Consider the following 25100-nt stretch of genomic DNA (forward strand, 5'->3'; position numbering starts at 1 on the left):
TTTTCTCCTCATTTCTCCAAAAGTTCGCTTAATTTTTCTGAAATTACTACACCACCATTTTTCAAACCCTCTGACTGTTTATCTATATCAAAATCTAATGTTAACTCTTTATCTTGATTTACAATTACCTTATACATAATCCCTCCCATAGGATTATGCTCGATACTTTCAAAATCAATCTCATATGATTTAATTACCCCTTCTGGTGTTAAAGCCTTGGGATCTAGATTCTTCAGTCCTCGCTCTATCTCCTTTTTAGCTTCATCACTCTTCACCACGTTCACCATTTCATTATGAAACTGTTTCTGATCCATATAAAATTTCCCTCCAATACTTAGAATAATAAGAAGAATTGCAGCAAGAAAAATACCCATTGACACTAAGGCATTCTTTTTCATATCTATACCTCTCCAAAATAGAAGATTACATTGCGACAAAAAGTTTGTTCTTTTTATCACACTCTTATTTTATCATTCTATTTTCTATACTGTCAATAAATTTAAAGATTTCAAAATCAAATAAACAGTCAGCACAAACTAATAAAAAAATCTACAAAGTAAAAAATTGCTAAACAGTTAAAGTTCAGCAATCCTTTATTTTATAAATTTTATTCGTACACATACTTCTTTCACTGCTTGGTTAATTTTTTGGTTAGTCTGTACTTCTGAAATCTTTCTTCCTCTTATTTACTGTGAGTATTTATTATTCCATTCCATACTATCATTATACCCTATATGATGCTTAAAAGACAGCAGAAATTAACCGAACACCACCATAAATTAGTGATAGTAAGTGCTCTAAATCCCTCAAGTTCACCACAAACTTACTGCGAACTTTTTGTACCCTGAGATTTCTTTCAATTCTTTTCAGAACAATGCGCCAACTTTTTCCAACTCCTCAATCACTCGTTGCTGCACGGAAAAATAAAAAAGTGTACAATATTAAACGAAAGGAGAAATGCATGATGTCACTTTATTCTCAAATACTCATCATACTTGTTGCACTGGAATTTTTTTACATCCTCTACCTAGAAACATTGGCAACAGCTTCAAAACAAACCAGTAGGGTATTCAACTTAAGTCAAGAGGAATTAAAAAGAGACAGCGTAAATACCCTGTTAAAAAATCAAGGCGTCTATAATGGTTTGATTGCTGTTGGTCTGCTTTATGGTGCTTTTTTATCCTCAGCTCCTGTATTGATTAGTCGAATGATCTTAATCTACATTCTACTTGTTGCAGCCTATGGAAGTGTAAGCAGCGATAAAAAAATCATCTTTACTCAGGGAGGACTAGCTGCCCTAGCTTTGTTGTCAACTTTCCTATGATTTTATAATATTTAATTTAAACCTTGACCTCCTGAACTAAATATGAAATAATGATACTATAGTAAATAGGACTAAAGTATTGCTCGCCGGAGCAGTACTTATCAGAGTCATGCCAGCTCACCTTAGGCCTTGTGGTGAGTTGACATGACTTTTTTTACTTATAAAAATGTAAAAACACGACTGCTTCAAGCTCCTTAGAAGCAAGTTAATTTTTTGAAAGAGGTATGATATGGCATGGATTTTCTTATTTCTTGCGGGAATATTTGAAGTTATTTGGGCAACAGCAATGAAGTTAAGCCAAGGTTTTTCTATCATAAAGTATGATATTTTAACCGCCCTTGGTATGTTGGTCAGCTTTGGCTTTTTAACCTTGGCGATGAAAAAGTTACCTTTAGGAATTGCTTACCCCATTTGGACGGGGATTGGAGCAGTAGGAAGTATCTTAGTTGGTGTACTTCTTTTCAAAGATAAACTCCCCACATTAACATGGTTTTTTATACTCATGCTCATTGTTGGTCTTATTGGGATTAAAATTACAAGTGGACACTGAGAAGTTTTTTCTTTAACGGATAAACTTCTTAGGCTGTTATGCCTCAAATTAGGAAAGTTGTAGACAAAGAGTTCCGGAATTCGGAACTCTTTGTTGAGAGGTTAAGTCTAGATACCTTTAAACTTTTTGAAGATTAACTTGGGATTTGGTGAATAATTAAGGCTGGTCGGACTCCGCCATTATCATGACCTTCTGGCTGATGATCGAAACCAAACATACCCAGTAAACCGCCAGACATATGTATCATCCAGACAGGATTAGGAAAAGTTCCACCCGCTCCAGGAGTACGTAGCCACCAGTGACTCCCCCCTGCCCCTGCACGACTTACGGGATTAGGAAATCCTCTTCCAGGGCCTGATAAGCGCACCACATCTGCCAAAGAAAGGGAAAAGGCACGACCCGAACCAGAGCTCACAATGGTCGTCACATCATTAACTCCAGCGCCTAATGCTGTCTCATTAAAGTTAGAAGGTAGCCAGCGTAAGCCATAGCCATAGTCGAGATTCCACTCCACTTCTCCATCCGCAACACTAGGGACGTTTTCTGGTGCAGGAACATTGACAGGACGAACTATTGCCTTCACCTCATCATCAAGTCCCGCATACCAAGAAACCAGCTCATCATTCTGCTCCTCCCAAGAAACATTACGAATGGGGTCATTCTTGATAATCATATGATTACCATTGTCCATGTCTTCTAAATACCGATATTCTTCCCCTGACATCGTAAAGATACGGCCCGGATTCATGGCACCAAAGTTGAGTTCATCCGGTTGGTCATCCTCTGTAGATGGTGGGTTACCCCAGTCCTCATCAATGGCATTGTTGCGGATACCTACAAGCAGGTCAGCCAAGTTACCCGAAGCAGCTGCTTCATCTGTAAACTCTTCACCCGGACTGATCAGTTCACTGTCCACATGGATACCGTAGTAGTAAGAACCGTTAAAGACAGTATCTTCAATGGCATCCAGCATTTCTGCCGCATCTAACAAGTAAGAAGTCGCTTGACCTGGTTCTAGTAGAGACGCCCAGTAGGCCCAGCCTGTTTCATGGTCGATAACCCAGAAGTCACCGATTTTTTGGTTATTGGGGATAGTTTGCCACTGTTGCAGTGTCATCGGTGCCCGCTGTTGCTGCAAGTTCTGAGCTGCAGTATGGGTAGCTATGACTCCTGGCCAAGTCGTTCCTTGGCTGCCATTCTCGTATTCATCATTTTCAGACCAGTAAGCATCAGTTCCAGCACCGGGATGAGTGGCACCATCCGTAACGCCATCTGTCGCTCCGCCACCTGCAATATAGTCTCGGGCATGACCTGCAGCAGCTGTCATCAGGTCCAAGTTATCACGGTTGAAGGTGGGCATATACCAAGGAGCGAATTCTCCTTCACGGCTCCAGCCAAAGGTCAAGCGTGAGTAACGGTTGAAGGCATCAGAGTTTCCAACATTTGCACGGACATTTATATTGTCTGAGCTTGGAATCCAGGTGGTCCAACTGTCAAGTTGGTCGCGCTGACTGCCAGAAACTAAGGGCGTGAAGTCCGTCTCACCCGTTTGTCGGGTTTCTAGAAACTCGGACAGGCGTATCCGTGCCATAATCGGCCGTTCGCCATAGTTTTCTACGAAGACGTCCTTGTTTTCTGTCTCCCGGTTGTAGTAGTCATGGACACGGCCACCGACATTGATCTCTACTTCATTCAGCCGGTCATTGATGGCCCGCTGGTTGAAGGCTTGGAAGGCGAAGGTGCCGCCTACTGCAAGTAATAAGAGCGACAGAAGCACGAGGTTGCGCAGCCGCCGCTGTTTTTTCTTTTCTGGTGTCATAAACTCCTCCTTTGACGTAACATATGGTTTTGTATTTTCATTACAACTTCATTTCTAATGTTACATTTACTTTCTGAGTCTATAGTATAAAAAAAAAAAAGGTCAAATGAAATGAGTGTTTGATGAGAAAAGCGAGGAAGTCTTTCGCTTTTCCACGTTCTCAGCTTCTGCAACCAGTGTCTGAAAAACTTACAAAAACAAACCACAGTCTAAGGTTGAGCTTCTTTTCCTCATAGCATTTCCTCTCTCAGGTATGTTTATAACTCTTTCATTTTTATCTCCACTTAAAATACGCTTATTATCTAGAAAAAATGATAGAATATAAGTATATGAATATTCAAAAGGAGGTGGCAACATGCCATTTGTACATGTCGAATTAGTTGAAGGACGCAGTGCTGAAGTCAAGGCAGCTTTAGCCAAAGAGATTACGGAAGTCGTTATGAAGCACACTGGTGCTCCTCGTGAGACAATCTATGTCATTTATGATGATATGGCTAAGGAAAACTTTTATCCGCACGGTGCGCCAAAACAATAAAAGCATTTCAAGAAAAAATCAGCTTGAAACAGAAAAAACGTTCAACGCAACATTATGACATGCTGCATTGAACGTTTTTTTTCTGGGATTTCTGCCTTAATCTCACCTTCAAGTTAATTTTTATTCATCATAATATCCAATATGACTGGGTCTGAAGTTTGCATTCCCTTTGAAACATAGCGTCCTAAATCACGAATACAATCATCTACATTTTCAGAAACTATACCGTTTGTTGCTGGTATAACTATTCCAGCTTGAGCCAGACGTACCGCGCGATACATCGAAGAGACCGAGCTAACTACTTTTATGGCACAAGAAAATCCTGCGCCATCACAAATCATCCCCACTGCATCACCAATCATATTTTTAATTGCCATCTCAGCCTTTATTTCATCCTCTGACTCAAGATAAATCAAGGCTGCTGCAGCTCCCATAGCCGCAGAATCTGTGGCACAATAGGCAGATAAGAGGGGTAAGAAAGCATGAATATAAAGAGCTGTTAAATGAGAAAGAGTCAGAGCTCTAATAAGTTTTTCATCACTTATTTCTCTGTGCTGTGCAAATACGCAGACTAGAACTGTCGCTGTGATTCCTTGGTTACCTGAACCAGAATTTGTCATCGCAGGCCGTTGAGCTCCTCCCATGCGGGCATCTGATGCAGCAGCCGTGCAAACAACTATCTTTTCCTCTAAAGAGAGGATCTGCAGCTGTATTTCCCCGAGCAATGTTTTCCCAATCTTCATACCATAGTCATGCTCTAGCCCTTCCTTCACTAAAGCCATATTTAAGTCCTTAGCCCTTTTTAGTGAGCAAATGCTTTCTAAGTCTTGACATGTTGCAAATTCCCAGATTTCTGTGAAGCGGCAGCTTTTTAGGAAGTTCGTATGCTTTGACTCCTCATCAGATAAGGGCTTTTCCTTTTCAAAAATCACTTCTTCATTTTTTTGAATCCAATAAACATGGGTATGGCCACCAGCAATTTTTACTGTCACAGTGTCCTCTCTGGACATGATAGTCACTTCAACATAGAGCTTATCTTCCACAGGAACTACTTCTGCACTTACATTGTCTGATTTCGCGAGTTCCAAAATTTCTCTTAAAACATTTTCCTTCAGGTTGGAAATGACTTTCAAGCCAGCTTCTGCATCACCACCTATTGCACCTGCAGCTGCTGCTACTTTTACTCCAGCTTCTCCCGTTCCGGGTACAATGACAGCCAAAGCATTTTTCATCACATTAGCGGAAACGCGGATATTTATACTGGCAATCTTTGAGCTTCCTAAATATTTACTGCAAATAGCAGCAGCATAAGCAACGGCAACTGGCTCAGTACAACCTGTCGCAGGCTTTACACCTTCTTCTAAAACCTCTAAAAAACTTGTTTTAATCTCTTCTGTAAGCATTTTTCCCTCTTTTCATTTTCTGACTTTTTCACTTTAAATTATAAGACTTCTACCCTTTTATTGCAAGCGTTTTCTTTACCGTCATACCTCTATGGGTACAAGCTTCTTGCATTGCCAAAAAACTTAGGTTAAAATAAATCCATGAAGATTTTAATTACAGCGGGTGGTACCACTGAGCCCATTGATACCGTTCGTGGTATCACTAATTTCGCTACAGGTAGTTTAGGAAAATTCACTGCTGAAGAATTTTTAGAACATGGACATCATGTTATTTTATTAGCTGGACGTTTTGCACAGCTGCCCTCAGAACAAGAAAATTTAACTGTTATTCCAATTGGCGACACACAAGATTTACTAGATAATGTTGAAAAGTACCTTCCATTAGTAGATGTTGTTGTACACAGTATGGCTGTTTCTGATTATCGTCCTGTTTATATGGCTGGGATAGACGACTTACCACAGCCGCTTACAAAAGAACAACTCCTTCATTTCCGCCCTGCAGCACAGAAAAAAATATCATCAAATTCTGAGTATCAAGTGATGCTCTTAGAAAAAACACCAAAAGTCATTTCATTTATTAAAAAGTGGAAGCCTGAGGTTCTTCTTTTTGGCTTTAAACTCCTTTCTGGTGTTAGTGAAGAACACCTGCTCGAAGTTGCCCAAAGCAAACGCAAAGAAACTTCTGCTGATTTTATCCTTGCAAATGATTTGGCTAATATCCAGGGAGAAAATCATCTGGCATTCTTAGTTAGTGATTCTGCAGATATTACTCGACTTACAACCAAATCACAAATCGCTCAAACAATTGTAAAAAAATCTGAGGAGGCACATCATGGCTAATATAACCCTTGCCGTAACAGGTAGCATTGCAGCATACAAAGCTGCCGATATCGTCTCAATGCTCAACAAAAAGAACCACAACATTACTGTTTTGATGACAAAAGCAGCCACTCAATTCATTACACCCTTAACTTTACAAGTCTTATCTAAAAATAAAGTGCACACTGATATTATGGATGAAGAACATCCAGATGTTGTCAACCATATCGATATCGCAAAACACACTGATATTTTTGTTGTTGCGCCTGCCACTGCTGACACCATAAGTCGCCTTTCTCACGGTGCTGCTTCTGATATTGTGACTTCCGTAGCACTTGCGCTTCATCCAAGCAAAAGCAAATATATCGCTCCTGCCATGAATACCAATATGTATGCCAATCCTTTAACCATGAAAAATATTGATATTTTAAAATCAATAGGATACAATGTTATACAACCTAAACAATCTCTCCTGGCTTGTGGAGACTTTGGCCAAGGTGCCTTAGCTGATATTGATACCATCGTTGATACGCTAGATCAAGCGACTAAAATTAAGGAAATTTAAAACATGAAAAAATCAAAAGCATCAGATATTGCCATTCTTGCGATTTTTATCGCTATCATGGTTGTCGTGCAAGTCTTGAGCCAAATCGTCTATAGCATGTGGCCCCTTCCCATTGTGCCTACACTCTTGCATATTCCTGTCATCATTGGTTCTATTGTCTTAGGTGCACGTAAAGGAGCTTTCTTAGGACTTGTGATGGGGATTATTAGTGTCATTAACTCAACAATCCTTACCACGCCTTTGAGTTACGTATTTAGCCCACTGCAACCTATTCCTGGTACAAATCACGGCTCACTTTGGGCTTTAGTGGTTGCTCTTGTTCCGCGAGTTCTGATTGGCGTTTTTCCTTATTTTATCTATAAAGCTATGAAAACACGCACTGGTGCAGCCATAGCCGCTTTTGTCGGCACAGCCACAAATACCGTCCTTGTGTTAAGCTTTATTACCCTGTTTTTTGGGCAATACACAGGTATGACTTTTACTAATCTCATTCAACTTATCGTTACGGGCAATTCCATTGCTGAGGTAATCATAGCTGTAATTTTAACCGCAGCCATTGTTCCCTCATTAGAAAAATCTCGTTAAAATATCACACAGCCGCTCTCTGGCTGTTTTTTATTTTTTGGAAAATAGAAATGAAAAATGATATAATACATCTGAAACCGAATTCATTTTTAGATGAGGATTTAAAACAAACAATAACTGATTGAAGCCTAAAAAACAGGCTTTGGAGGATAAGGATGTCATACAAAGAAATTTACGAACAATGGTTAAACGCTGACTTAACGCCCGACTTGCATGAAGAACTTCTTGCAATGGACGAAAAAACAAAGGAAGATGCTTTCTATACCTATCTTGAGTTCGGTACAGCCGGCCAACGTGGCCTTTTAGGTGCAGGTACAAATCGTATGAATATTTACACAGTACGTTTGACAACTGAAGGGCTTGCACGTCTGATGGACAGCAAAGGCGATGCGAAAAAACGTGGTGTAGCTATTGCTTATGATAGCCGTCACTTTTCTAAAGAGTTCGCTATGGAAACTGCAACAATTCTGGCAGACCATGGTATCCCAAGCTATGTTTATGACAGTCTCCGTCCTACTCCTGCATTGAGCTTTACAATTCGTGAGCTGAAGACTCTTACAGGTGTTATGATTACGGCAAGCCATAATCCTGCGCCTTACAACGGCTACAAAGTTTATGGCGAAGACGGTGGACAAATGCCGCCTGAAGATGCTGCAGCCTTGACCGAATATATTCGCCAAATTGACGACATTTTCTCTATCACTTTAGGTGATACTGAAAAATATATTGCGGAGGGCATGATTACCATTATTGGTGAAGATATTGATGCAAAATATCTTAAAAACATTGAAACCGTAACCATCAATCATGAATTAATTAAGAAATACGGTCGTGATCTTAATATCGTTTACACACCACTTCACGGAACAGGCGAAATGCTCGGACGTCGTGCTCTTGCCACAGCTGGATTTGAAAAAATTGCCGTCGTTGAAGAACAAGCTATTCCCGATCCAGACTTTTCAACTGTAAAATCACCAAATCCTGAAAGTCAAGCAGCCTTTGCAATGTCGGAAGAACTTGGCCGTAAAGTTGGAGCTGACATGTTAGTTGCCACTGACCCTGATGCCGACCGTATCGGTGTGGAAGTCCGCTTACCTGATGGAAGTTATCAACCTTTGACAGGAAACCAAATCGGAGCTGTCTTGGCCAAATATATCCTTGAAGCACACAAAACAGCTGGCACATTACCTGCTAATGCGGCAATGGCTAAATCTATCGTTTCTACTGAGTTAGTCAGCCACATTGCTGAAAGCTACAATGTCGAAATGTTCAATGTACTCACTGGTTTCAAATTCATTGGCGAGAAAATTCATGCTTGGGAAACTACAGGTGAACACACTTACATGTTTGGTTTTGAGGAAAGCTTTGGCTATCTCATCAAGCCTTTCGTCCGTGATAAAGATGCTATTCAAGCGATGCTCCTCATCTGCGAAGTTGCGGCTTATTACCGTTCTTTAGGCAAAACTCTATATGATGGTATTCAAGATATCTACGCTGAATATGGCTACTTTGTTGAAAAAACACTTTCAGTTACGCTTGAAGGAAGCACTGGGAAAGAACAAATCGCTGAAATCATGGGTAAATTCCGTGACAATGCACCAGAAAAATTTGACGGTCTTGAAATTCTTTTGACTGAAGACTTCAAGGAACTTACTGCAACATCACACAGTGGCAAAGTTGAAAAATTAACAACTCCTCCTTCTGATGTTTTAAAATATCATTTAGAAGATGGCAGTTGGATTGCTGTTCGTCCTTCAGGTACAGAGCCAAAGATAAAATTCTATATGGCAGCTGTGGCAGATACAGAGGAACAAGCGCAAAGCAAGATTGAACATTTTGAAAAAGAAATCACAACATTTATTTCCTAAAATTCAAACAAGAAGCTGTCTTTAACAGATAGCTTTTTGTCTGTTTTTGCCCTTCATAAAAAGCTATCTATTTTTACCTATTTCAAGGAAATAGAAAGTCTTTTTAATGTGATAAAATAGCTGATTTAAGACTATAGACCTATTGAAAAATAAAATAATTTCCTGTAGAATAGTAACAGACTGTTTATTTATAGAAAGTATAGAAAGCGAATTTATTTTGAAAAATTTGAAAAAAAAATTGTCCTTATTAGGAATAACAAGCGCTGGTTTGCTCTTGCTCTCTGGCTGCGTCCAAACCCATATCGTTGATGGTGTGCGTGTTCCTACTGAAGCTGCGACACAAGGTTTAACTTATCAAATTCTTGTTAAGCCAATGTCCTCCTTTGTCGACTTATTTGCAAATAACATGAACCTTGGTTATGGCTGGGGGATTGTCTTGGTAACCTTGATTATCCGTTTCCTCATCCTCCCTCTAGGTCTTAATCAAGCCTACAAATCAACTTATATGCAAGAAAAAACTGCCTATTTAGCTCCTGTTTTTGAGCCTTTAAATGCTCGCCTCAAAGCTGCTACAACTCCAGAAGAGCGTATGGCTGCACAGCAGGCACTCATGAAAGCTCAAAAAGATAATGGTATCAACATGTTAGCTTCAATGGGCTGTTTACCATTACTTATCCAGTGGCCCTTCTTCATTGCCCTTTACAATGCAGCAGCATATACTCCGGGTATTTCTACAGCAACTTTCTTTGGTATCAACTTAGGTAGTCCAAGTATTGTTATCACGCTCATTGCGGGTATCTTCTACTTCCTCCAAACTTGGATTTCCACAAAGAGCATGACACCCGAACAAAAGAAAACTGGCTTGACAATGCTCATTATGAGTCCTGTAATGATTATCATTTTCAGTTTTATGTCTCCTGCAGGTGTAGCCCTTTACTGGGCTGTCGGTGGTATCGTTATGGTTATTCAGCAAATTATCATTACTTATATTATGAAGCCACGTATGCGCCAAAAAATTGAAGAGGAATTCAAACATAACCCACCAAAAATGGCAGACCTTCCAAAAGATGTGACACCTAAATCTGCCACACAGCAAGGCTTGAAAAACTTGGATGCGCCACATAAGAAAAATAATAAAGGACGTAATAGCGGTAAGCAAAAACGTAAATAAAAGTATAAAAAGAGGAGCAGCTTATGTTAGCTCCTTTTGCTATTGAAAATAAAGGACATAGAGTGTTAAAAATTTGGACATCTGAGTTCGAGATATGATGAAATCAGTTACCAAGTTGTGTAAGCCTCCTTTAGTTCCTCAGCGAAAAACACAAATTCTAACTAGAGTTTAGCTTTCATGAGGAACCACCTCAGAAGAAGAGAAATCGAAAAAGTCCAGTAGCGTAATAAACTCTACTGGACTTTTTTGATTGCTTTAAGTCAAATGTACACCCTTGTCTACATAAATAATATCACCAATAACTCCTGTGGCCAATGGACTGACAAGGAAGGCGGCTGTCTGCCCCACCTCCTCAATAGTAACACCTTTGCCATCAGCTGTACGACTATTTGACTCTTTAATCAAGTCTTTATAGCCAGCAACCCCTGAAACTGCAAGTGTCTTGATAGCTCCAGCTGATATAGCATTGACATGTACGCCAACATGTGCCATTTCTGCCGCCAAGTAACGCACTGCTGATTCCAATGCTGCCTTAGCAATTCCCATAACATTGTAGTTAGGAATAGCCCGAACAGAACCCATGTAGCTTAAAGTAACAATACCAGACCCTTCATTGAGTAAAGGTTTTGCTGCTTTTGCTACAGCAAGCAATGAGTAAGCAGAGATATCTTGTGCAAGCGCATAGCCGTCACGTGAAATATCCGATACATTACCATCAAGTTCTTCTTTTTTAGAGTAAGCGATGGCATGCACCAAACCATCTATTTTACCAACACGACTTTCAATCGTTAAAAATGCCTGATGAATGGATTCGTCAGATGCAACATCACACTCGATAAGTAAATCTTCTGGTTCAGCAAGCTTTGTAAGCTGCTTTTCCATACGTTCATTTTGATAAGTGTAGATCAACGTTGCCCCTTGATCTTTCATAGCTTTAGCACAGCCCCAAGCAATAGACTTGTTGTTTGCTACACCCATAACGACAATTTTTTTTCCTTCTAAAAACATATAAATAAGTCCCCTTAAAAATAAAAAAATATATTTCAGAAAATATAAGCAAATAGTTTAATGTATAAAAATACTTACTACATAAAACATTGTAAAGCAAAAATATCCAATTGTCAAGTTTCTTTCTTACTCATTAAAAAATATTTTAATTATCATAAAATTGGTGATACAATAAACTCATAATGAAAGTGAGGATATATGAATAAGCAAGAATTTATAAATAAAGTACATGGTGGTCTCATCGTTTCTTGCCAAGCTTTACCTGGTGAGCCTCTTTATCGTGTAGATGGTGGTATCATGCCCTTGATTGCCCTTGGTGTTCAAAATGCTGGTGCTGTAGGTATTCGTGCAAATTCAGTACAAGATATTGAGGAAATAAGAGAAGTTGTGGATGTTCCTATCATTGGCTTGATAAAACGCGATTATCCACCACAGAAGCCTTATATTACAGCCACAATGCGCGAAGTTGATGAGCTGGCTGAGCTTAATATTGCAGTGATTGCTTTAGACTGCACATTAAGAGAGCGTCATGATGGTTTAAGCATGCAAGAATTCGTTAAACAAGTAAAGAAAAAATACCCTAATCAACTTCTTATGGCTGACATTGATACTCTTGAAGCTGGAAAAGCAGCTTATGAAGCTGGCTGTGACTTTATAGGCACAACGCTGTCTGGCTACACAGAAGCTACTAAAAATCGGCCTAAACCCGACATTGAACTCATTTCATCTTTGCTCCACGAAGGACTTCCTGTTATCGCTGAAGGTGGTATTCATAATCCTGAACAGGCTAAAGAAATTCAGGAAATGGGCGTCTTAGCACAAGTTGTCGGCGGAGCTATCACGCGCCCTCAAGAAATTGCGGAACGTTTTGTATCTGCCATAAAATCAGCAAAAAAATAATTTAATTTCCTCCTGTTTATTCTTTAACACCATCCATTACTTATCTTAGAACAGGATAGATGCGGCGTATCGTAATGTTAGGATAGAGAGAAATATTACTGTAACTGAATATATTGATTAAAACTAGAGCTATTTTAGCTCTTTTTTACATATGATTCATTCTATAAGCTATTTAAAATCACTTGCAACAATAGAAAATACTTGACAATATCACCTCCTAATGTTTTTATATATAAAACAATAAAAATAGTGATATAATAAGAGGGTGCAAATAAAATATGAGGTACTAAATATGACAGATTCAAAGTATGCTATGACAGCGACAGAGGTTATGGAAGTTATTCCCAATCGCTATCCTATTATGTTTATCGATTATGTTGACGAAATTTCAGAAAACAAGATTCTAGCGACAAAAAATGTGACAATTAACGAAGAAGTTTTCAATGGACATTTTCCAGGTAATCCAACTTTCCCTGGTGTTTTGATTTTGGAAAGTTTAGCCCAAGCCGGTTCTATCTTGATTCTTAAAAAAGAGGAATTTCAAGGTAAAATGGCCTATATTGGCGGGATTGACAAAGCCAAATTCCGTCAAAAAGTTGTCCCTGGTGATGTCATGAAACTCGAATTTGAAATTACTAAATTCCGTGGAAAAGTCGGTAAAGCCGACGCTGCTGCTTATGTTGATGGCAAGAAAGTAACAACCTGTGAGTTTACCTTCATCGTGGACGAAGCCGCTGAGCAAGAAAAATAATAAAAAAGAGCAGCTGCTCTTTTTTGTTTTAATCTAAAGCCTTGATTTCCAAAATCATGTCACGTAACTGAGCGGCTGACTCAAAGTCAAGCGCACCAGCAGCTTCGGCCATTTCTTTCTCCAGCTTTTTAAGTAATGCTTTACGCTCTTTTTTCGTCATTGCTTCAGCCGAAACTTCTTCAACTTCTCCACTTTCTGTACGTTTCGTAATTGAGATCAAGTCACGGATTTCTTTCTTAATGGTTTGCGGCACAATACCGTGTTTCTCATTGTATGCCATTTGAATTTCACGACGACGGCTCGTTTCATCCATGGCACGCTGCATGGACTGAGTAATATTATCCCCATACATGATGACACGGCCATTAGCGTTGCGGGCGGCCCGTCCGATGGTTTGAATCAAGCCACGTTCATTACGCAAGAAACCTTCTTTATCCGCATCCAAAATAGCAACCAGAGAAACTTCTGGAACGTCAATTCCTTCACGTAAAAGATTAATACCGACTAAGACATCAAAAACACCCAATCTCAAGTCACGAATAATTTCTGTTCGCTCCAAAGTTTTGATATCACTGTGCATGTACTTGACTTTTACACCCATTTCTTTGAAATAGGAAGTTAAATCTTCGGCCATCTTTTTCGTCAAGGTGGTTACAAAGACACGTTCATCTTTTTCAACACGCGCATTGATTTCCCCTAAGAGATCATCAATTTGCCCCATCATTGGCCGAACTTCCACGATAGGGTCAAGGAGACCTGTAGGACGAATAATTTGCTCGACAATCGTCTCTGTTTGTTCCATTTCATAGTCACCAGGTGTGGCAGAAACATAGACAATCTGGTGTACATGACTTTCAAACTCTTCCCGACGAAGCGGACGGTTATCCAAGGCTGAAGGCAAGCGGAAGCCATAGTTGACCAACATGTCTTTACGTGCCCGGTCACCATTGTACATCCCTTTAATCTGTCCCATCGTCATGTGACTTTCGTCAATCATAATCATAAAATCATCGGGGAAGAAATCAAGTAAAGTGAAAGGTGGCTCTCCTTCTGTACGGCCGTCCATATGACGGGAATAGTTTTCGACACCATTACAATAGCCCATCTCACGCAGCATTTCAATATCATAGTTGGTTCTCTGCTCCAAACGCTGAGCTTCTAGGAGTTTCCCTTCACTGCGGAAGACTTTTAATTGCTGTTGAAGCTCTGCTTCAATCTTGGCAATAGACTCCTCCATACGCTCATCATTGGTCATGAAGTGAGTTGCTGGGAATATTGCGAGATGATCTACTTCTCCTAAAACCTGCCCTGTCAAAGCTTCAATTTCGCGAATACGATCAATTTCGTCTCCAAAAAATTCCACACGAAAGGCATGTTCATCTCGGGAGGCTGGGAAAACTTCCACGACATCACCACGCACACGAAAACGACCACGTTGAAAGTCAATATCATTGCGCTCAAACTGAATACCTACCAAATCATTCAACAGTTTGTCCCGAGAAATTTCAAGCCCGGGACGCAAACTCACAACGCTGTCTCGATATTCCTTAGGTGATCCTAAACCATAAATACAGGATACCGAAGCAACAACAATAACATCATTGCGCTCTAGAAGCGAACTTGTTGCACTGTGACGAAGTTTATCAATCTCATCGTTTACTGAACTGTCTTTTTCGATATAAGTATCTGAAGAAGGCACATAAGCTTCTGGCTGGTAATAATCATAGTAACTGACAAAATATTCAACAGCATTGTTAGGGAAAAATTCTTTAAATTCACTGTAAAGCTGTCCCGCCAAAGTTTTGTTATGGGCTATGACTAATGTTGGCTTATTTGTACGCGCAATAACTTGACTCATGGTGTAGGTCTTTCCTGTACCAGTGGCTCCTCGCAAAATTTGTGCCTTTTCACCATTTTCAATATTTTCTACAAGTGCCTCAATGGCTTCCCCTTGGTCCCCGGCTGGTTCATATTTACTGATCAGGTCAAATTTATTATCTGTTATACGTTCTATCATTTTATTTCCTTAAATTCTTTCTTAAAATAAGTGAGTACCTTTCGATATACATCTGCTTTGAAACTAAATACATTAAAATCAATAGCAGCAAAGCACACCGGCTTATAGCTGATAAATTCGGGGTGTTCTGTCTTTACGTTAATCAAAGCTTCTGGATGAAGTCGAATAAGAAAATACTGCTGTTCTTGTCCATCATAGCTCCAGTCAGGAAAAGTCATCCCCTCCGGAAAATCATAACGTAAATATTCTGGATATTTTCCGACAATGTCAAACGCATGTGTTCCAATTTCTTCCTCAAGCTCTCTCACTATGGCCTGCTCTGCACTTTCCCCCTTCTCGATTCCCCCTTGTGGAAAGCCCCAAACTTGGGGTAAATCGGCACGTTGGAAGAGTAAAATTTCATTTTCTGCATTCAGGATGATTGCTGCTGTATTTTTTCTATAAGTTTTCATTTCTGCTCCCTTATAAACCTTCTCTTTAATCAATTTTAACATTTTTGACTGAAAATTTATGCTATAATTAACTGATAGTAATAATAGATCAAGGAAGTAAAAATATGTCTGTACAAGAAAATTTGATCAAAGCAAGTCATCTGATTAATATGGATGATATCGTTCGTGAAGGAAATGAAACCCTCCGCACTGTTGCTGATGAAGTGAGCTTACCCTTGTCTGATGAAGATATCCTTCTAGGCGAAAAAATGATGGAATTTCTCCGTAATTCGCAAAATCCAGTAATGGCTGAAAAAATGCAGCTCCGCCCTGGTGTTGGACTTGCGGCTAATCAACTTGATATTGCTAAAAAAATCATTGCTGTTCTTATCCCTAATGATCTTGAGATTGATGAAAATGGCAATGAAGTAGCCCCAAAAGAAGCTTATAAAATGTCCGAAATCATGTATAATGCTAAGATAGTCAGTCACTCTGTTCAAGATGCAGCTATTGAGTCTGGCGAAGGCTGTCTTTCTGTGGATCGTGAAGTACCTGGTTTAGTTATCCGCCACGCGCGTGTAACAGTAGAGTACTACGATAAAAACAATGAAAAACATAAAATACGTCTGAAAGGCTTCCCTTCAATGTGCGTACAACATGAAATTGATCATACAAACGGTATCATGTTCTACGATCACATCAATGAAAAAGAACCTTGGGCTGTTAAAGATGGACTCTTGATTATTCAATAATTTACCCAAGCAAAAAGAATAAGCCATAAATGCTTATTCTTTTTTGTTTAACAATTTTTCAAGCTGTCTTTTCCTTATCCTATAGTCCTGAACATTAAGGATAATTGTTATTATGAGGTAAACGGGGTAAAAAAGGAAAATATATGGGGGGAGAGCGATTATTATCACAAATCCACTAATTGCTCCAATAAAATAATTATTGACTTGATTAAAGGCTGTGTATTTTGAAGACGTTTCTTGGTCATATTTCCGAGCTATATCTTCTTCGTTTAAAATTCTCCAGAGCATGGTTACCGACTCCCAGAGCCTCTAGGAATCCATGCACGGGAATAAAAAACTTTTCCATGAATAATCGCATTTGTCCTAATCATATTTACAGTCGCTCTTATCGTACCACGTGTAAACATAAATAAATTACCAGAAAAAGCAGACATAGCTGTCGAGAGGACATTTATACCTGACTGTGCATATTTTATAGCTTGCAACATACTCCTTGAAAGATAAAGATTATAATTTCCATTTCTACGATTGCCATACCATACTATTTTGGTCACTCCAGCCCCTCTCTGAAACATTATCCTTTTAATCTCAGGTGAAACCGCATAACCTGACTTTTCCAATATTCGTACTAAATCTACATCTGAAATCGTTGCTGTTTCCTGGTTGCCTTCTTGATTTGTAATCATTACTTCATTGACCTGTTGATGAAATTCTTTCAGCTTTTCTGTTTCATAACCTAGAAATAGGGCTTCATTATTTTCCTCTACAGCTGCGTAACTTCCTGCTCCAACCTTTATAGAAAAAATGGGAGAAACGCCTGAAAATAGCAGTAAGATAAGTGTAAATACCAATACTATTTTTTTAATTCTTATTTAACATATTCCGCCTTTCTGAACAATTCATTTCATTATGATAAATTCCTTTCCATAAGTATTAATACGAAAAACAAACATAATATTCACACACAAAAAAAGAAATAAAGGTTGAAAAACCTTTATTTCTTTATCTTTCCAGAAATTTACTGAAGTAATTATTCTTCATCCGGCTCTTCTAAAGTCTCAGTCTCTTCTTTCCTTACTTCTTCAGGCTTATTCACAATAACAATCTTATCATCAACCAAGTCTGCAAGTAATTCTTTATACTCAGGATGCTCAATGTAAAAATCAGCAATGGCATCCTCGATATTATCTTGGATGGTACGACGCAATGGACGTGCTCCCATTTTCGGATCGTAGCCCAGGTCAACAAGCTTTTCTTTAACGGCTTGTGTGACATCTAGATGGATGTCATTTTGGGCGATTTGAGCATTGACTTCATCCAACATCAAATCCACAATCTTAAGCAGATTTTCCTTGCTCAATGCCGAGAATTCGATGATGGCATCAAAACGGTTCATGAATTCTGGACTAAAGAAATTACCTAATTCTCCAAGTACCGAATTCGTACGCCCTTCACGCGCAGCGCCAAAACCAACGCTTGCTTCGACCTTACCTGTCCCAGCATTTGATGTCATAATGATGATGGCATCTTTGAAGGAAACTGTACGTCCTTGCGCATCTGTCAAACGCCCGTCATCGAGAATTTGCAGGAACATATGCATCACATCCGGGTGAGCTTTCTCAATCTCATCCAATAAGATTAAGCTGTATGGGTTACGACGTACGCGTTCCGTTAACTGCCCTGCTTCTTCATAACCTACATATCCTGGAGGAGCACCAATCAACTTAGCCACACTATGTTTTTCCATGTATTCCGACATGTCAAAGCGAATCATACTGTCCGTTGATCCAAATAGTTCATAAGCCAGTTGTTTGGCAAGCTCGGTCTTACCTACACCAGTCGGTCCAACAAAGAGGAACGAACCAATCGGACGATTGGGTTTGCCGAGTCCAACACGTGAGCGGCGAACGGCTTTAGAGATTTTATCAATAGCTTCATCTTGACCAATAACATGAGCTTTTAAATCCTCTGCTAAATTAATCAGCTGTGTTTGTTCTTTTTCTTTCAAATCACCAACTGGAATATGTGTTTTCTCTTCAACGATTGCTTCAATATCTTTTTCTGTGATATTGGGCATTTCTGTATCCGAAACCTCATGATTTTGCAATTCGCGTAATTTTGCGATTTGATCCCGAAAATGTGCAGCTTTTTCAAAATCTTCGCGTTTCATCGCTTCTTTTTTCTGTACTTCTGCTTGCTCAATACGTTTCTTTATATCTTCTGCGTCTACAAATTTGAGTGTGAGGTTCTTTTTAGATCCCGCCTCATCAAGCAAATCAATCGCTTTATCTGGTAAGAAACGGTCTTGAATATAACGATTGGACAGATTTACAGCAGCTAAGATAGCCTCATCTGAATATTTCACATGGTGATAATCTTCATAACGTTTTTGAATACCACGCAAAATGGTGATCGTTTCATCTACAGATGGCTCATCAACCCTGACAGGCTGCATACGACGTTCAAGCGCTGCATCTTTTTCTATAATTCTGTATTCATTCAGTGTAGTTGCACCAACAAGTTGAAGCTCACCGCGTGCTAGAGCAGGTTTAAGGATATTTCCAGCATCCATATTTCCTTCTCCTGCAGATCCTGCACCAACAATTTCATGAATTTCATCGATAAAGAGAATGACATCATCACGTTTACGGATCTCATCCATCAATTTTTGCATACGTTCTTCAAATTGTCCACGCACACCTGTCCCTTGAACCAAACTTACAACGTCAAGACGGATAACTTCTTTATTTTGCAATTTTTGTGGCACATCACCATCAACAATTTTCTGAGCAAGTCCTTCAACAACTGCGGTTTTACCAACACCTGGTTCACCAATGAGTACCGGGTTATTTTTTGTCCGGCGATTCAAAATTTCAATAACACGTGTGATTTCTGAGTCGCGGCCGATAACTGGATCGATTTCCCCACGACGTGCAGCATCAGTAATATTAACACCAAATTCCTCTAAAAGTCCTTTAGGCGCTTGCCCTCCACGAGGATTTTGCGGGCCACCAGGACCACGCCGACCTGTCTGAGTAGGTGGCGTCATTGAACGTCCTTGATCATTACCATGTAGCGCTTGAAAAATATCTGGAAATGGATTGAAAGGATCATCATTATTAGAAATATTCGTAGCCCCAGCAAATAGGCTTTCCTGACCACCTGATTTCATAATCTGATAACAGTTTTGACATAAATCAACTTGCTTACGCTGCCCATTCACATTGGTGTAAAGGTGAATGGTTGCTTCATTTATCTTACAGTTTTGGCAGAGCATATCTTTCTCCTTTGTGATAATATCTTTTCTATTTCTTTGCTTTTCATTAATTTAAGAATCATGTCTGACTTCTCACCTTTTAGTCTGACCTTTTTTGACCTTTAGTATTTTTATTATATCACTTCTAGAAAATTTATCAAATGTTTTGTCCGATTAAAAGTAATTGTTTTAACTTTTGAAATGGCTGAAGTCTCCAAATAAAGATGCCATATATCGTGAGTTAAAACACCCTCGGTTTCTTTCCGAGAGTGTTTCTGTAGAACTACATAAAGTCACGCAATGGTTTGCTGCGACGTGGGTGACGTAATTTTTTAATTGCTTTCGCTTCAATTTGACGGATGCGTTCACGTGTCACTTTAAATTGTTTGCCAACATCTTCAAGTGTGTGCATACGTCCATCATCGAGTCCAAAACGCATACGCAATACGTTTTCTTCACGATCCGTCAAGGTATCCATAATCTCATCAAGTTGTTCGCGAAGCAAGATGCGGTTCGTATAATCCACTGGACTTTCAATCACATCGTCTTCAATGAAATCTCCTAGGTGTGAATCGTCTTCTTCACCGATAGGTGTTTCCAATGATACAGGCTCTTGCGCAATCTTCAAGACTTCACGAACCTTATCAGGGGTCATGTGTAATTCTTTACCGATTTCCTCTGGTAATGGATCGCGTCCCAGCTCTTGTAAAAGATTACGCTGCACACGGATTAACTTGTTGATGGTTTCAACCATGTGGACAGGTATACGAATCGTACGCGCCTGATCAGCAATGGCACGTGTAATAGCTTGACGAATCCACCATGTCGCATAAGTTGAGAATTTGAAACCTTTAGTATGGTCAAATTTGTCCACAGCCTTCATTAGACCCATATTTCCTTCTTGGATCAGATCCAAGAATTGCATACCACGTCCAGAATAACGTTTCGCAATCGAAACAACCAAACGCAAGTTGGCCTCTGCAAGCATTTGTTTAGCGAACTCTGCTTCATCTCCACCCGCAACGATAGCTTCTGCAAGTTTTGTTTCTTCTTCAAGCGAAATCAAAGGATAACGTCCGATTTCTTTAAGGTACATACGAACTGGATCATCAATACGGACATTTGTCACGATTTCATCCATCGCATTATCATCTAGCTTTTCTTCCTCTTCAGCTTGCAAAGCCAGGGGACTTGGATTTCCTTCCTTATCAACAATTGAAATTCCTGCATCTTGGATTTGTTGAAGTAAATCTTCAATAGCTTCTGCTTCCAAGCCAAACTTAACAACTAACTCATCCGTAATTTCATCATCTAGAGCTTCTTCCAGTGGTTTACGCTTTGTGATATAATCTGACACTGCCTTATCAAATGCTTTGCTGTCAAATGTATCAGTGTCTTGAATAGCCTTCTTATCTGCTTTTTCTTTAACAGAAGTAACCTGTTTAGAATCTTTTTTTCGCAACTCAGAAACATCAACTTTTTCGACAATAATTGGCTTGAAGTCCATTGCTTTAAGGAGTTTTTCTTCTTCAGCCTCGAAAATAGAACTTGAGTGAGATTTAACTCCCATACCAAGTTCTTGTGCTTTTGCAATTAAAGCTTTATTAGTAATTCCAGTTTCTTTTGCAATTTGACTGATTCTTTTCTTAGTATTACTTGCCAATTTAATCCTCCTCAATGAACAATATAAGCAGCTGGCTCATATTTTTTTCTTCTGATTAATAATTTGGATTGTGAGCTCTAGCTCACGTTCTTTGTTTCCCAATTTTTGGGCATTCTCTAATTGTTTTTGTAGTTCACTGAACTTTATTTGTTCCATTTCCTTAGCAAAAACAACTACCAAATCTTCCAGCTCTTGACTGCTTGTCTCATCTGGTAAATCTAAACTTAAAATTTGATAAAATAAATTTTTCTCCTCCGCATCTAATGACGTGCCAAAGTGAGAAGGATCAATTTCGTCAAAACTCATAGCTTCAAGTATGATTTTTTCAAAAAGATTTTGATAACGTTGGTGGACAAACCGAAAAGTTTCATCGTCCGCAAACTTCTGAAGAACATTCTGATGATAAATCATTCGATTCAAAAGCTGCTCTTCAGCTCGTTCACTTCTCGATAGATGGGGAAGCTGCGGGTGGGCAGGAGCAATTACTTCTTGCTGATGAAGAGGAAAACTTTCATAGTATTCATGCTCCCCTGATATAAATCCAGGATCCGGATAATTCGAAAATTGTTCCTCATCAAAGTTTTCAAAACTCTCTTCAAAATTTCCAGTTTCTGCCCTTGATTTAAGGACGTTTTCACGCTTTAAATTGACAGATTGCTCTACTTGATTATACTCGAAATCAGGTAAAATCTCAACTAATTTTCTTATAAAGGCATCTTGCGCCGTAATCGATGGAACCCTTGCAATTACTGGAGCCATTTGCTCAATAAAATCCAGCTGATTTTGTAAATTCGAAAGGTTCTCAGGCTTGAGATAGTCAATCAAGAACTCTGTAGGTTGTACTCTACCGTTTTCCATAAGATTGGCCAATGCTTCTGATGAATATTTTTTACTGTAGTCATCGGGATCTAAGCCCTCTGGAACACGTACAATCTGTGTTTTATTCTCACCTATCAGGTCAATCGCTTTATATATCGCATTTTGTCCTGCATTGTCACCATCATATATGAGCACGTAATTTTTAGCTATTTTCCTCAAACGTTTAACATGTTTATCAGTCAAAGCCGTTCCCATGGTTGCCACGACATTAAATATTCCAGCCTTATGTGCTGCAATAACATCCATAAAACCTTCCATCAAATAAACTTCACGTGTCTTTGAAATAGTAGGCTTAGCCTTATCGAGATTATAAAGCTCATATGACTTGTCAAAAATACTTGTTGCACTTGTATTAATGTACTTTGCCTTGCTTGTGTCACCTTCTTGCCACTTTCTCCCAGAGAAACCGACCACATGCCCATACTCATTTTTCAAAGGAAACATAATCCTGTTTTGAAAGGCATCAAAAACTTTATGACTAGAAAAATTGAAAAGACCTGAATTTACTTGAACTGTTTCATCAAATTTTCCAGCTAGATTTTCGAAAATAAAATCATTCTCATCTGGTGCCAAACCAATATTAAACTGCTTAATTATCTCTGAAGTAATGCCCCTCTTCTCCAAATAGAGCCGAGCCTGTTCACCTATCTCAGTAGAAGTAAGAACAATATGATAAAGTCGAGCAGCTTGATTATTTATGTCATAGAGAAGCGCATTAGGATTATCCTTTTCTTCCACAGCATTGTTTTCAATGTTTAGTGTAATCCCTGCAAAATCAGCAACATCTTTCACTGCATCAATGAAACCAACCTGTTTGTAATCTTTTATAAAGTCAATCGCATCACCTGACTTACCACAACCAAAACAATGATAAAATCCCTTTTCTGCATTAACATTAAAACTTGGTGTTTTTTCTCCATGAAAAGGACAAAGTCCTAAATAGTTTTTCCCAGACTTGACGAGAGATACGTATTGCGAAATCAAATCAGCAATATTTACCTGATTTTTTAGTTCCGTTAGTTCTTCCTTGGTAAGAAAAGACATAGAACCTCCTCTCTTTCAACTTTCTATATAAAGCATAAAAAACGACTATTCAACAATAGTCGTTATACAGAAGGGGAGTAAGGGATTCGAACCCTCGCGCCGGTTTCCCGACCTAACGATTTAGCAAACCGTCCTCTTCAGCCTCTTGAGTAACTCCCCACCAGTTATTCACAATATATAGATATTATAAACATCCATGGGAACACGAGGATTTGAACCTCGGACCCCTGCGTTATCAACACAGTGCTCTAACCAACTGAGCTATGCTCCCAAATTATAAAATAATTTTTCCCAAATGTCTAGAAAAAACTAAGCGGGTGATGAGAATCGAACTCACAACATCAGCTTGGAAGGCTGAGGTTTTACCACTAAACTACACCCGCAAATGGCGCGAGACGGAATCGAACCGCCGACACATGGAGCTTCAATCCATTGCTCTACCAACTGAGCTACCGAGCCGAAACAAAGGTAAAATGCGAGATACAAACTCACATATGTGTATAAGACCGCTTCCTTTAGCCGGACTCGGGAATTTCTCCAAAAATGGATCTTGTTGGATTCGAACCAACGACCGCTCGGTTATGAGCCGAGAGCTCTAACCAACTGAGCTAAAGATCCAGCTGTAAAACATAATAGCGGCGAAGGGGATCGAACCCCCGACCTCTCGGGTATGAACCGAACGCTCTAGCCAGCTGAGCTACACCGCCAAAATCAAGATAGAAATATCTACCAATCGGGAAGACAGGATTCGAACCTGCGACACCTTGGTCCCAAACCAAGTACTCTACCAAGCTGAGCTACTTCCCGAGATAAAGTTTATTATCACCATGGTTTCTTTTTCAGAAACCAATGCACCCGGCAGGATTCGAACCTGCAACCGCCTGATTCGTAGTCAGGTACTCTATCCAGTTGAGCCACGGGTGCATAATATTCAATTTTTAAAGCGAACGACGAGATTCGAACTCGCGACCCCAACCATGGCAAGGTTGTGTTCTACCCCTGAACTACGTTCGCGGATTGCTTTGCACCTTGTCAGTGCTAATGTAAATAACCTTGTCAGGCTTTGCCTATCCCTGCGTTCAGATTGCTTGCGCAATCACAAGATTACTTACATTGAATTATCTGGCTTACACAAGCAAACTTGCGACGCAGATAATTCAATGCCGACTACATGATTCGAACACGCGACCCTCTGATTACAAATCAGATGCTCTACCAACTGAGCTAAGTCGGCTATTAAAAGAAATGCGGATGAAGGGACTTGAACCCCCACGCCCTAAAGCACTAGAACCTAAATCTAGCGTGTCTGCCAATTTCACCACATCCGCTTGACAAGTTCTACAACGCTCTCTACTTCAACCTTAGGCTAAAGTATGACCCGTGCTGGGCTCGAACCAGCGACCCTTTGATTAAAAGTCAAATGCTCTACCAACTGAGCTAACGAGTCTTCTCTTCTTCCTTTCAAGTATCTCTACTCGAAACGGTTCCGACGGGAATCGAACCCGCGATCTTCGCCGTGACAGGGCGACGTGATAACCGCTACACTACGGAACCTATGGGAGTTAACGGGATCGAACCGCTGACCCTCTGCTTGTAAGGCAGATGCTCTCCCAGCTGAGCTAAACTCCCAATCACTTGGCATTTACCCTATCTCGCAGGGGTTCTCCCCAACTACATCCGGCGTAATAGGACTTAACTTCTGTGTTCGACATGGGAACAGGTGTATCTCCTATGCAATCAATACCAAATCATGGTCTGAA

22 protein-coding genes, 14 tRNA genes, 1 rRNA gene and 1 pseudogene are annotated in these 25100 nt (G+C 39.6%); 11 read left to right on the forward strand and 27 right to left on the reverse strand.

All coding sequences use genetic code 11. The annotated features are described in order from the left end of the window. Positions 1–8 precede the first annotated feature (8 nt). On the reverse strand, positions 9–398 hold the full coding sequence (locus tag ACGHCK_RS01015) for a DUF1310 family protein (RefSeq protein ID WP_251421284.1): 390 nt from the start codon (positions 396–398) through the stop codon (positions 9–11). 566 nt (positions 399–964) lie between these two features. On the opposite strand from ACGHCK_RS01015, the gene ACGHCK_RS01020 reads away from it, so the two are divergent. Then, positions 965–1324 carry a DUF1304 domain-containing protein gene (locus ACGHCK_RS01020; RefSeq protein WP_202231475.1) on the forward strand — a complete coding sequence of 120 codons (360 nt, stop codon included), beginning with the start codon at positions 965–967 and terminating at the stop codon, positions 1322–1324. Between the two features lie 229 nt (positions 1325–1553). Next, positions 1554–1874, forward strand: a complete 321-nt coding sequence (locus ACGHCK_RS01025) for a DMT family transporter (RefSeq protein WP_251421286.1) — start codon at positions 1554–1556, stop codon at positions 1872–1874. Between the two features lie 133 nt (positions 1875–2007). Here the strand turns inward: ACGHCK_RS01025 and ACGHCK_RS01030 are convergent, their stop codons facing one another. Further along, positions 2008–3693 (reverse strand): hypothetical protein, encoded by a 1686-nt coding sequence (locus tag ACGHCK_RS01030; protein ID WP_394304437.1) that lies wholly within the window; start codon positions 3691–3693, stop codon positions 2008–2010. A 355-nt stretch (positions 3694–4048) separates the two neighbouring features. On the opposite strand from ACGHCK_RS01030, the gene ACGHCK_RS01035 reads away from it, so the two are divergent. Next, on the forward strand, positions 4049–4228 hold the full coding sequence (locus ACGHCK_RS01035) for a 2-hydroxymuconate tautomerase (protein WP_251421291.1): 180 nt from the start codon (positions 4049–4051) through the stop codon (positions 4226–4228). Between the two features lie 113 nt (positions 4229–4341). Here ACGHCK_RS01035 and ACGHCK_RS01040 read toward each other — a convergent pair whose 3' ends face one another. After that, entirely contained in the window at positions 4342–5631 is a 1290-nt protein-coding gene (locus ACGHCK_RS01040) for an L-cysteine desulfidase family protein (RefSeq protein ID WP_271328276.1), read from the reverse strand. A gap of 141 nt (positions 5632–5772) precedes the next feature. Between ACGHCK_RS01040 and ACGHCK_RS01045 the strand changes: the two genes are divergently transcribed. From ACGHCK_RS01045 to yidC, 5 genes are all read left to right on the forward strand, one after another. Further along, on the forward strand, positions 5773–6471 hold the full coding sequence (locus ACGHCK_RS01045; protein ID WP_251421295.1) for a phosphopantothenate--cysteine ligase: 699 nt from the start codon (positions 5773–5775) through the stop codon (positions 6469–6471). Continuing rightward, the gene (coaC, locus tag ACGHCK_RS01050; RefSeq protein ID WP_251421298.1) at positions 6464–7015 is read left to right on the forward strand and encodes a phosphopantothenoylcysteine decarboxylase; all 552 of its coding nucleotides are present in this window, start codon (positions 6464–6466) and stop codon (positions 7013–7015) included. Before ACGHCK_RS01045 ends, coaC begins: the two co-directional genes overlap by 8 nt. A gap of 3 nt (positions 7016–7018) precedes the next feature. Next, a complete protein-coding gene (locus ACGHCK_RS01055; protein WP_271328277.1) occupies positions 7019–7600 on the forward strand; it encodes an ECF transporter S component in 582 nt (193 codons plus the stop codon). Positions 7601–7755: 155 nt separating this feature from the next. Then, positions 7756–9468, forward strand: coding sequence for a phospho-sugar mutase (locus tag ACGHCK_RS01060; RefSeq protein ID WP_251421302.1), 1713 nt, complete (start codon positions 7756–7758; stop codon positions 9466–9468). Positions 9469–9685: 217 nt separating this feature from the next. Next, positions 9686–10639, forward strand: a complete 954-nt coding sequence (gene yidC / locus ACGHCK_RS01065; RefSeq protein ID WP_251421304.1) for a membrane protein insertase YidC — start codon at positions 9686–9688, stop codon at positions 10637–10639. Between the two features lie 255 nt (positions 10640–10894). Here yidC and fabI read toward each other — a convergent pair whose 3' ends face one another. After that, on the reverse strand, positions 10895–11647 hold the full coding sequence (fabI, locus tag ACGHCK_RS01070; RefSeq protein ID WP_202231474.1) for an enoyl-ACP reductase FabI: 753 nt from the start codon (positions 11645–11647) through the stop codon (positions 10895–10897). Positions 11648–11845: 198 nt separating this feature from the next. Between fabI and ACGHCK_RS01075 the strand changes: the two genes are divergently transcribed. Then, a complete protein-coding gene (locus ACGHCK_RS01075) occupies positions 11846–12547 on the forward strand; it encodes an N-acetylmannosamine-6-phosphate 2-epimerase (protein WP_251421306.1) in 702 nt (233 codons plus the stop codon). A 292-nt stretch (positions 12548–12839) separates the two neighbouring features. After that, on the forward strand, positions 12840–13298 hold the full coding sequence (gene fabZ, locus ACGHCK_RS01080) for a 3-hydroxyacyl-ACP dehydratase FabZ (RefSeq protein ID WP_202231414.1): 459 nt from the start codon (positions 12840–12842) through the stop codon (positions 13296–13298). A 28-nt stretch (positions 13299–13326) separates the two neighbouring features. On the opposite strand, the gene uvrB is transcribed toward fabZ, so the two are convergent. Together uvrB and ACGHCK_RS01090 are read right to left on the reverse strand one after the other, a co-directional pair. Then, positions 13327–15315 carry an excinuclease ABC subunit UvrB gene (uvrB, locus tag ACGHCK_RS01085; protein WP_202231415.1) on the reverse strand — a complete coding sequence of 663 codons (1989 nt, stop codon included), beginning with the start codon at positions 15313–15315 and terminating at the stop codon, positions 13327–13329. Next, positions 15312–15767 carry an RNA pyrophosphohydrolase gene (locus tag ACGHCK_RS01090; RefSeq protein ID WP_251421308.1) on the reverse strand — a complete coding sequence of 152 codons (456 nt, stop codon included), beginning with the start codon at positions 15765–15767 and terminating at the stop codon, positions 15312–15314. The genes uvrB and ACGHCK_RS01090 overlap by 4 nt, the downstream gene beginning before the upstream one ends. 104 nt (positions 15768–15871) lie before the next feature. Between ACGHCK_RS01090 and def the strand changes: the two genes are divergently transcribed. Continuing rightward, complete coding sequence (gene def, locus ACGHCK_RS01095; RefSeq protein ID WP_271328278.1) at positions 15872–16498, forward strand: peptide deformylase; 627 nt, start codon at positions 15872–15874, stop codon at positions 16496–16498. A 33-nt stretch (positions 16499–16531) separates the two neighbouring features. Here the strand turns inward: def and ACGHCK_RS01100 are convergent, their stop codons facing one another. The 21 genes and pseudogenes from ACGHCK_RS01100 to rrf form a co-directional block, all read right to left on the reverse strand. Continuing rightward, positions 16532–16786: a hypothetical protein gene (locus tag ACGHCK_RS01100; protein ID WP_271328279.1), complete on the reverse strand. Its 255-nt coding sequence runs from the start codon at positions 16784–16786 to the stop codon at positions 16532–16534. 2 nt (positions 16787–16788) lie between these two features. Next, on the reverse strand, positions 16789–17349 hold the full coding sequence (locus ACGHCK_RS01105) for a hypothetical protein (RefSeq protein ID WP_251421313.1): 561 nt from the start codon (positions 17347–17349) through the stop codon (positions 16789–16791). A 179-nt stretch (positions 17350–17528) separates the two neighbouring features. Further along, complete coding sequence (locus ACGHCK_RS01110) at positions 17529–19775, reverse strand: ATP-dependent Clp protease ATP-binding subunit (RefSeq protein ID WP_271328280.1); 2247 nt, start codon at positions 19773–19775, stop codon at positions 17529–17531. A gap of 262 nt (positions 19776–20037) precedes the next feature. Further along, positions 20038–21261, reverse strand: a complete 1224-nt coding sequence (rpoD, locus tag ACGHCK_RS01115) for an RNA polymerase sigma factor RpoD (RefSeq protein WP_394304440.1) — start codon at positions 21259–21261, stop codon at positions 20038–20040. Positions 21262–21264: 3 nt separating this feature from the next. After that, positions 21265–21432 (reverse strand): annotated as a pseudogene (locus ACGHCK_RS01120) (translation initiation factor IF-2 N-terminal domain-containing protein); the annotation flags it as partial. Positions 21433–21453: 21 nt separating this feature from the next. Then, entirely contained in the window at positions 21454–23340 is a 1887-nt protein-coding gene (gene dnaG / locus ACGHCK_RS01125) for a DNA primase (protein ID WP_202231421.1), read from the reverse strand. 71 nt (positions 23341–23411) lie between these two features. Further along, positions 23412–23499 (reverse strand) — tRNA-Ser (locus ACGHCK_RS01130). A 38-nt stretch (positions 23500–23537) separates the two neighbouring features. After that, positions 23538–23611: transfer RNA gene (locus ACGHCK_RS01135), tRNA-Ile, on the reverse strand. A 41-nt stretch (positions 23612–23652) separates the two neighbouring features. Further along, a tRNA-Gly gene (locus ACGHCK_RS01140) sits at positions 23653–23723 on the reverse strand. A gap of 3 nt (positions 23724–23726) precedes the next feature. Next, positions 23727–23799, reverse strand: a tRNA-Phe gene (locus tag ACGHCK_RS01145). Positions 23800–23884: 85 nt separating this feature from the next. After that, positions 23885–23958, reverse strand: a tRNA-Ile gene (locus ACGHCK_RS01150). A 15-nt stretch (positions 23959–23973) separates the two neighbouring features. Beyond that, positions 23974–24047 (reverse strand) — tRNA-Met (locus ACGHCK_RS01155). A 26-nt stretch (positions 24048–24073) separates the two neighbouring features. Further along, positions 24074–24147, reverse strand: a tRNA-Pro gene (locus ACGHCK_RS01160). 43 nt (positions 24148–24190) lie between these two features. Further along, positions 24191–24264 (reverse strand) — tRNA-Arg (locus tag ACGHCK_RS01165). An 18-nt stretch (positions 24265–24282) separates the two neighbouring features. Further along, positions 24283–24354 (reverse strand) — tRNA-Gly (locus tag ACGHCK_RS01170). Between the two features lie 147 nt (positions 24355–24501). After that, positions 24502–24574: transfer RNA gene (locus tag ACGHCK_RS01175), tRNA-Thr, on the reverse strand. Between the two features lie 12 nt (positions 24575–24586). Next, positions 24587–24668, reverse strand: a tRNA-Leu gene (locus tag ACGHCK_RS01180). 46 nt (positions 24669–24714) lie between these two features. Beyond that, positions 24715–24787: transfer RNA gene (locus ACGHCK_RS01185), tRNA-Lys, on the reverse strand. Positions 24788–24821: 34 nt separating this feature from the next. Beyond that, positions 24822–24894: transfer RNA gene (locus tag ACGHCK_RS01190), tRNA-Asp, on the reverse strand. Positions 24895–24896: 2 nt separating this feature from the next. Further along, positions 24897–24969, reverse strand: a tRNA-Val gene (locus tag ACGHCK_RS01195). Between the two features lie 4 nt (positions 24970–24973). Further along, positions 24974–25088 (reverse strand): 5S ribosomal RNA (gene rrf, locus ACGHCK_RS01200). Between the last annotated feature and the right edge of the window lie 12 nt (positions 25089–25100).

It is taken from the genome of Lactococcus muris (genome assembly GCF_042849115.1).
Lineage (GTDB): Bacteria > Bacillota > Bacilli > Lactobacillales > Streptococcaceae > Lactococcus > Lactococcus muris.

What these genes read in the sequence shown, in the direction of transcription:
- ACGHCK_RS01015 (WP_251421284.1), bottom strand. Translation starts at nt 398, where the DNA reads ATGAAAAAGAATGCCTTAGTGTCAATGGGTATTTTTCTTGCTGCAATT.
- ACGHCK_RS01090 (WP_251421308.1), bottom strand. Translation starts at nt 15,767, where the DNA reads ATGAAAACTTATAGAAAAAATACAGCAGCAATCATCCTGAATGCAGAA.
- fabI (WP_202231474.1), bottom strand. Translation starts at nt 11,647, where the DNA reads ATGTTTTTAGAAGGAAAAAAAATTGTCGTTATGGGTGTAGCAAACAAC.
- ACGHCK_RS01100 (WP_271328279.1), bottom strand. Translation starts at nt 16,786, where the DNA reads ATGCTCTGGAGAATTTTAAACGAAGAAGATATAGCTCGGAAATATGAC.
- ACGHCK_RS01055 (WP_271328277.1), top strand. Translation starts at nt 7,019, where the DNA reads ATGAAAAAATCAAAAGCATCAGATATTGCCATTCTTGCGATTTTTATC.
- dnaG (WP_202231421.1), bottom strand. Translation starts at nt 23,340, where the DNA reads ATGTCTTTTCTTACCAAGGAAGAACTAACGGAACTAAAAAATCAGGTA.
- ACGHCK_RS01110 (WP_271328280.1), bottom strand. Translation starts at nt 19,775, where the DNA reads ATGCTCTGCCAAAACTGTAAGATAAATGAAGCAACCATTCACCTTTAC.
- ACGHCK_RS01075 (WP_251421306.1), top strand. Translation starts at nt 11,846, where the DNA reads ATGAATAAGCAAGAATTTATAAATAAAGTACATGGTGGTCTCATCGTT.
- ACGHCK_RS01040 (WP_271328276.1), bottom strand. Translation starts at nt 5,631, where the DNA reads ATGCTTACAGAAGAGATTAAAACAAGTTTTTTAGAGGTTTTAGAAGAA.
- uvrB (WP_202231415.1), bottom strand. Translation starts at nt 15,315, where the DNA reads ATGATAGAACGTATAACAGATAATAAATTTGACCTGATCAGTAAATAT.
- ACGHCK_RS01060 (WP_251421302.1), top strand. Translation starts at nt 7,756, where the DNA reads ATGTCATACAAAGAAATTTACGAACAATGGTTAAACGCTGACTTAACG.
- rpoD (WP_394304440.1), bottom strand. Translation starts at nt 21,261, where the DNA reads ATGGACTTCAAGCCAATTATTGTCGAAAAAGTTGATGTTTCTGAGTTG.
- ACGHCK_RS01045 (WP_251421295.1), top strand. Translation starts at nt 5,773, where the DNA reads ATGAAGATTTTAATTACAGCGGGTGGTACCACTGAGCCCATTGATACC.
- ACGHCK_RS01025 (WP_251421286.1), top strand. Translation starts at nt 1,554, where the DNA reads ATGGCATGGATTTTCTTATTTCTTGCGGGAATATTTGAAGTTATTTGG.
- coaC (WP_251421298.1), top strand. Translation starts at nt 6,464, where the DNA reads ATGGCTAATATAACCCTTGCCGTAACAGGTAGCATTGCAGCATACAAA.
- def (WP_271328278.1), top strand. Translation starts at nt 15,872, where the DNA reads ATGTCTGTACAAGAAAATTTGATCAAAGCAAGTCATCTGATTAATATG.
- fabZ (WP_202231414.1), top strand. Translation starts at nt 12,840, where the DNA reads ATGACAGATTCAAAGTATGCTATGACAGCGACAGAGGTTATGGAAGTT.
- ACGHCK_RS01020 (WP_202231475.1), top strand. Translation starts at nt 965, where the DNA reads ATGTCACTTTATTCTCAAATACTCATCATACTTGTTGCACTGGAATTT.
- ACGHCK_RS01035 (WP_251421291.1), top strand. Translation starts at nt 4,049, where the DNA reads ATGCCATTTGTACATGTCGAATTAGTTGAAGGACGCAGTGCTGAAGTC.
- ACGHCK_RS01030 (WP_394304437.1), bottom strand. Translation starts at nt 3,693, where the DNA reads ATGACACCAGAAAAGAAAAAACAGCGGCGGCTGCGCAACCTCGTGCTT.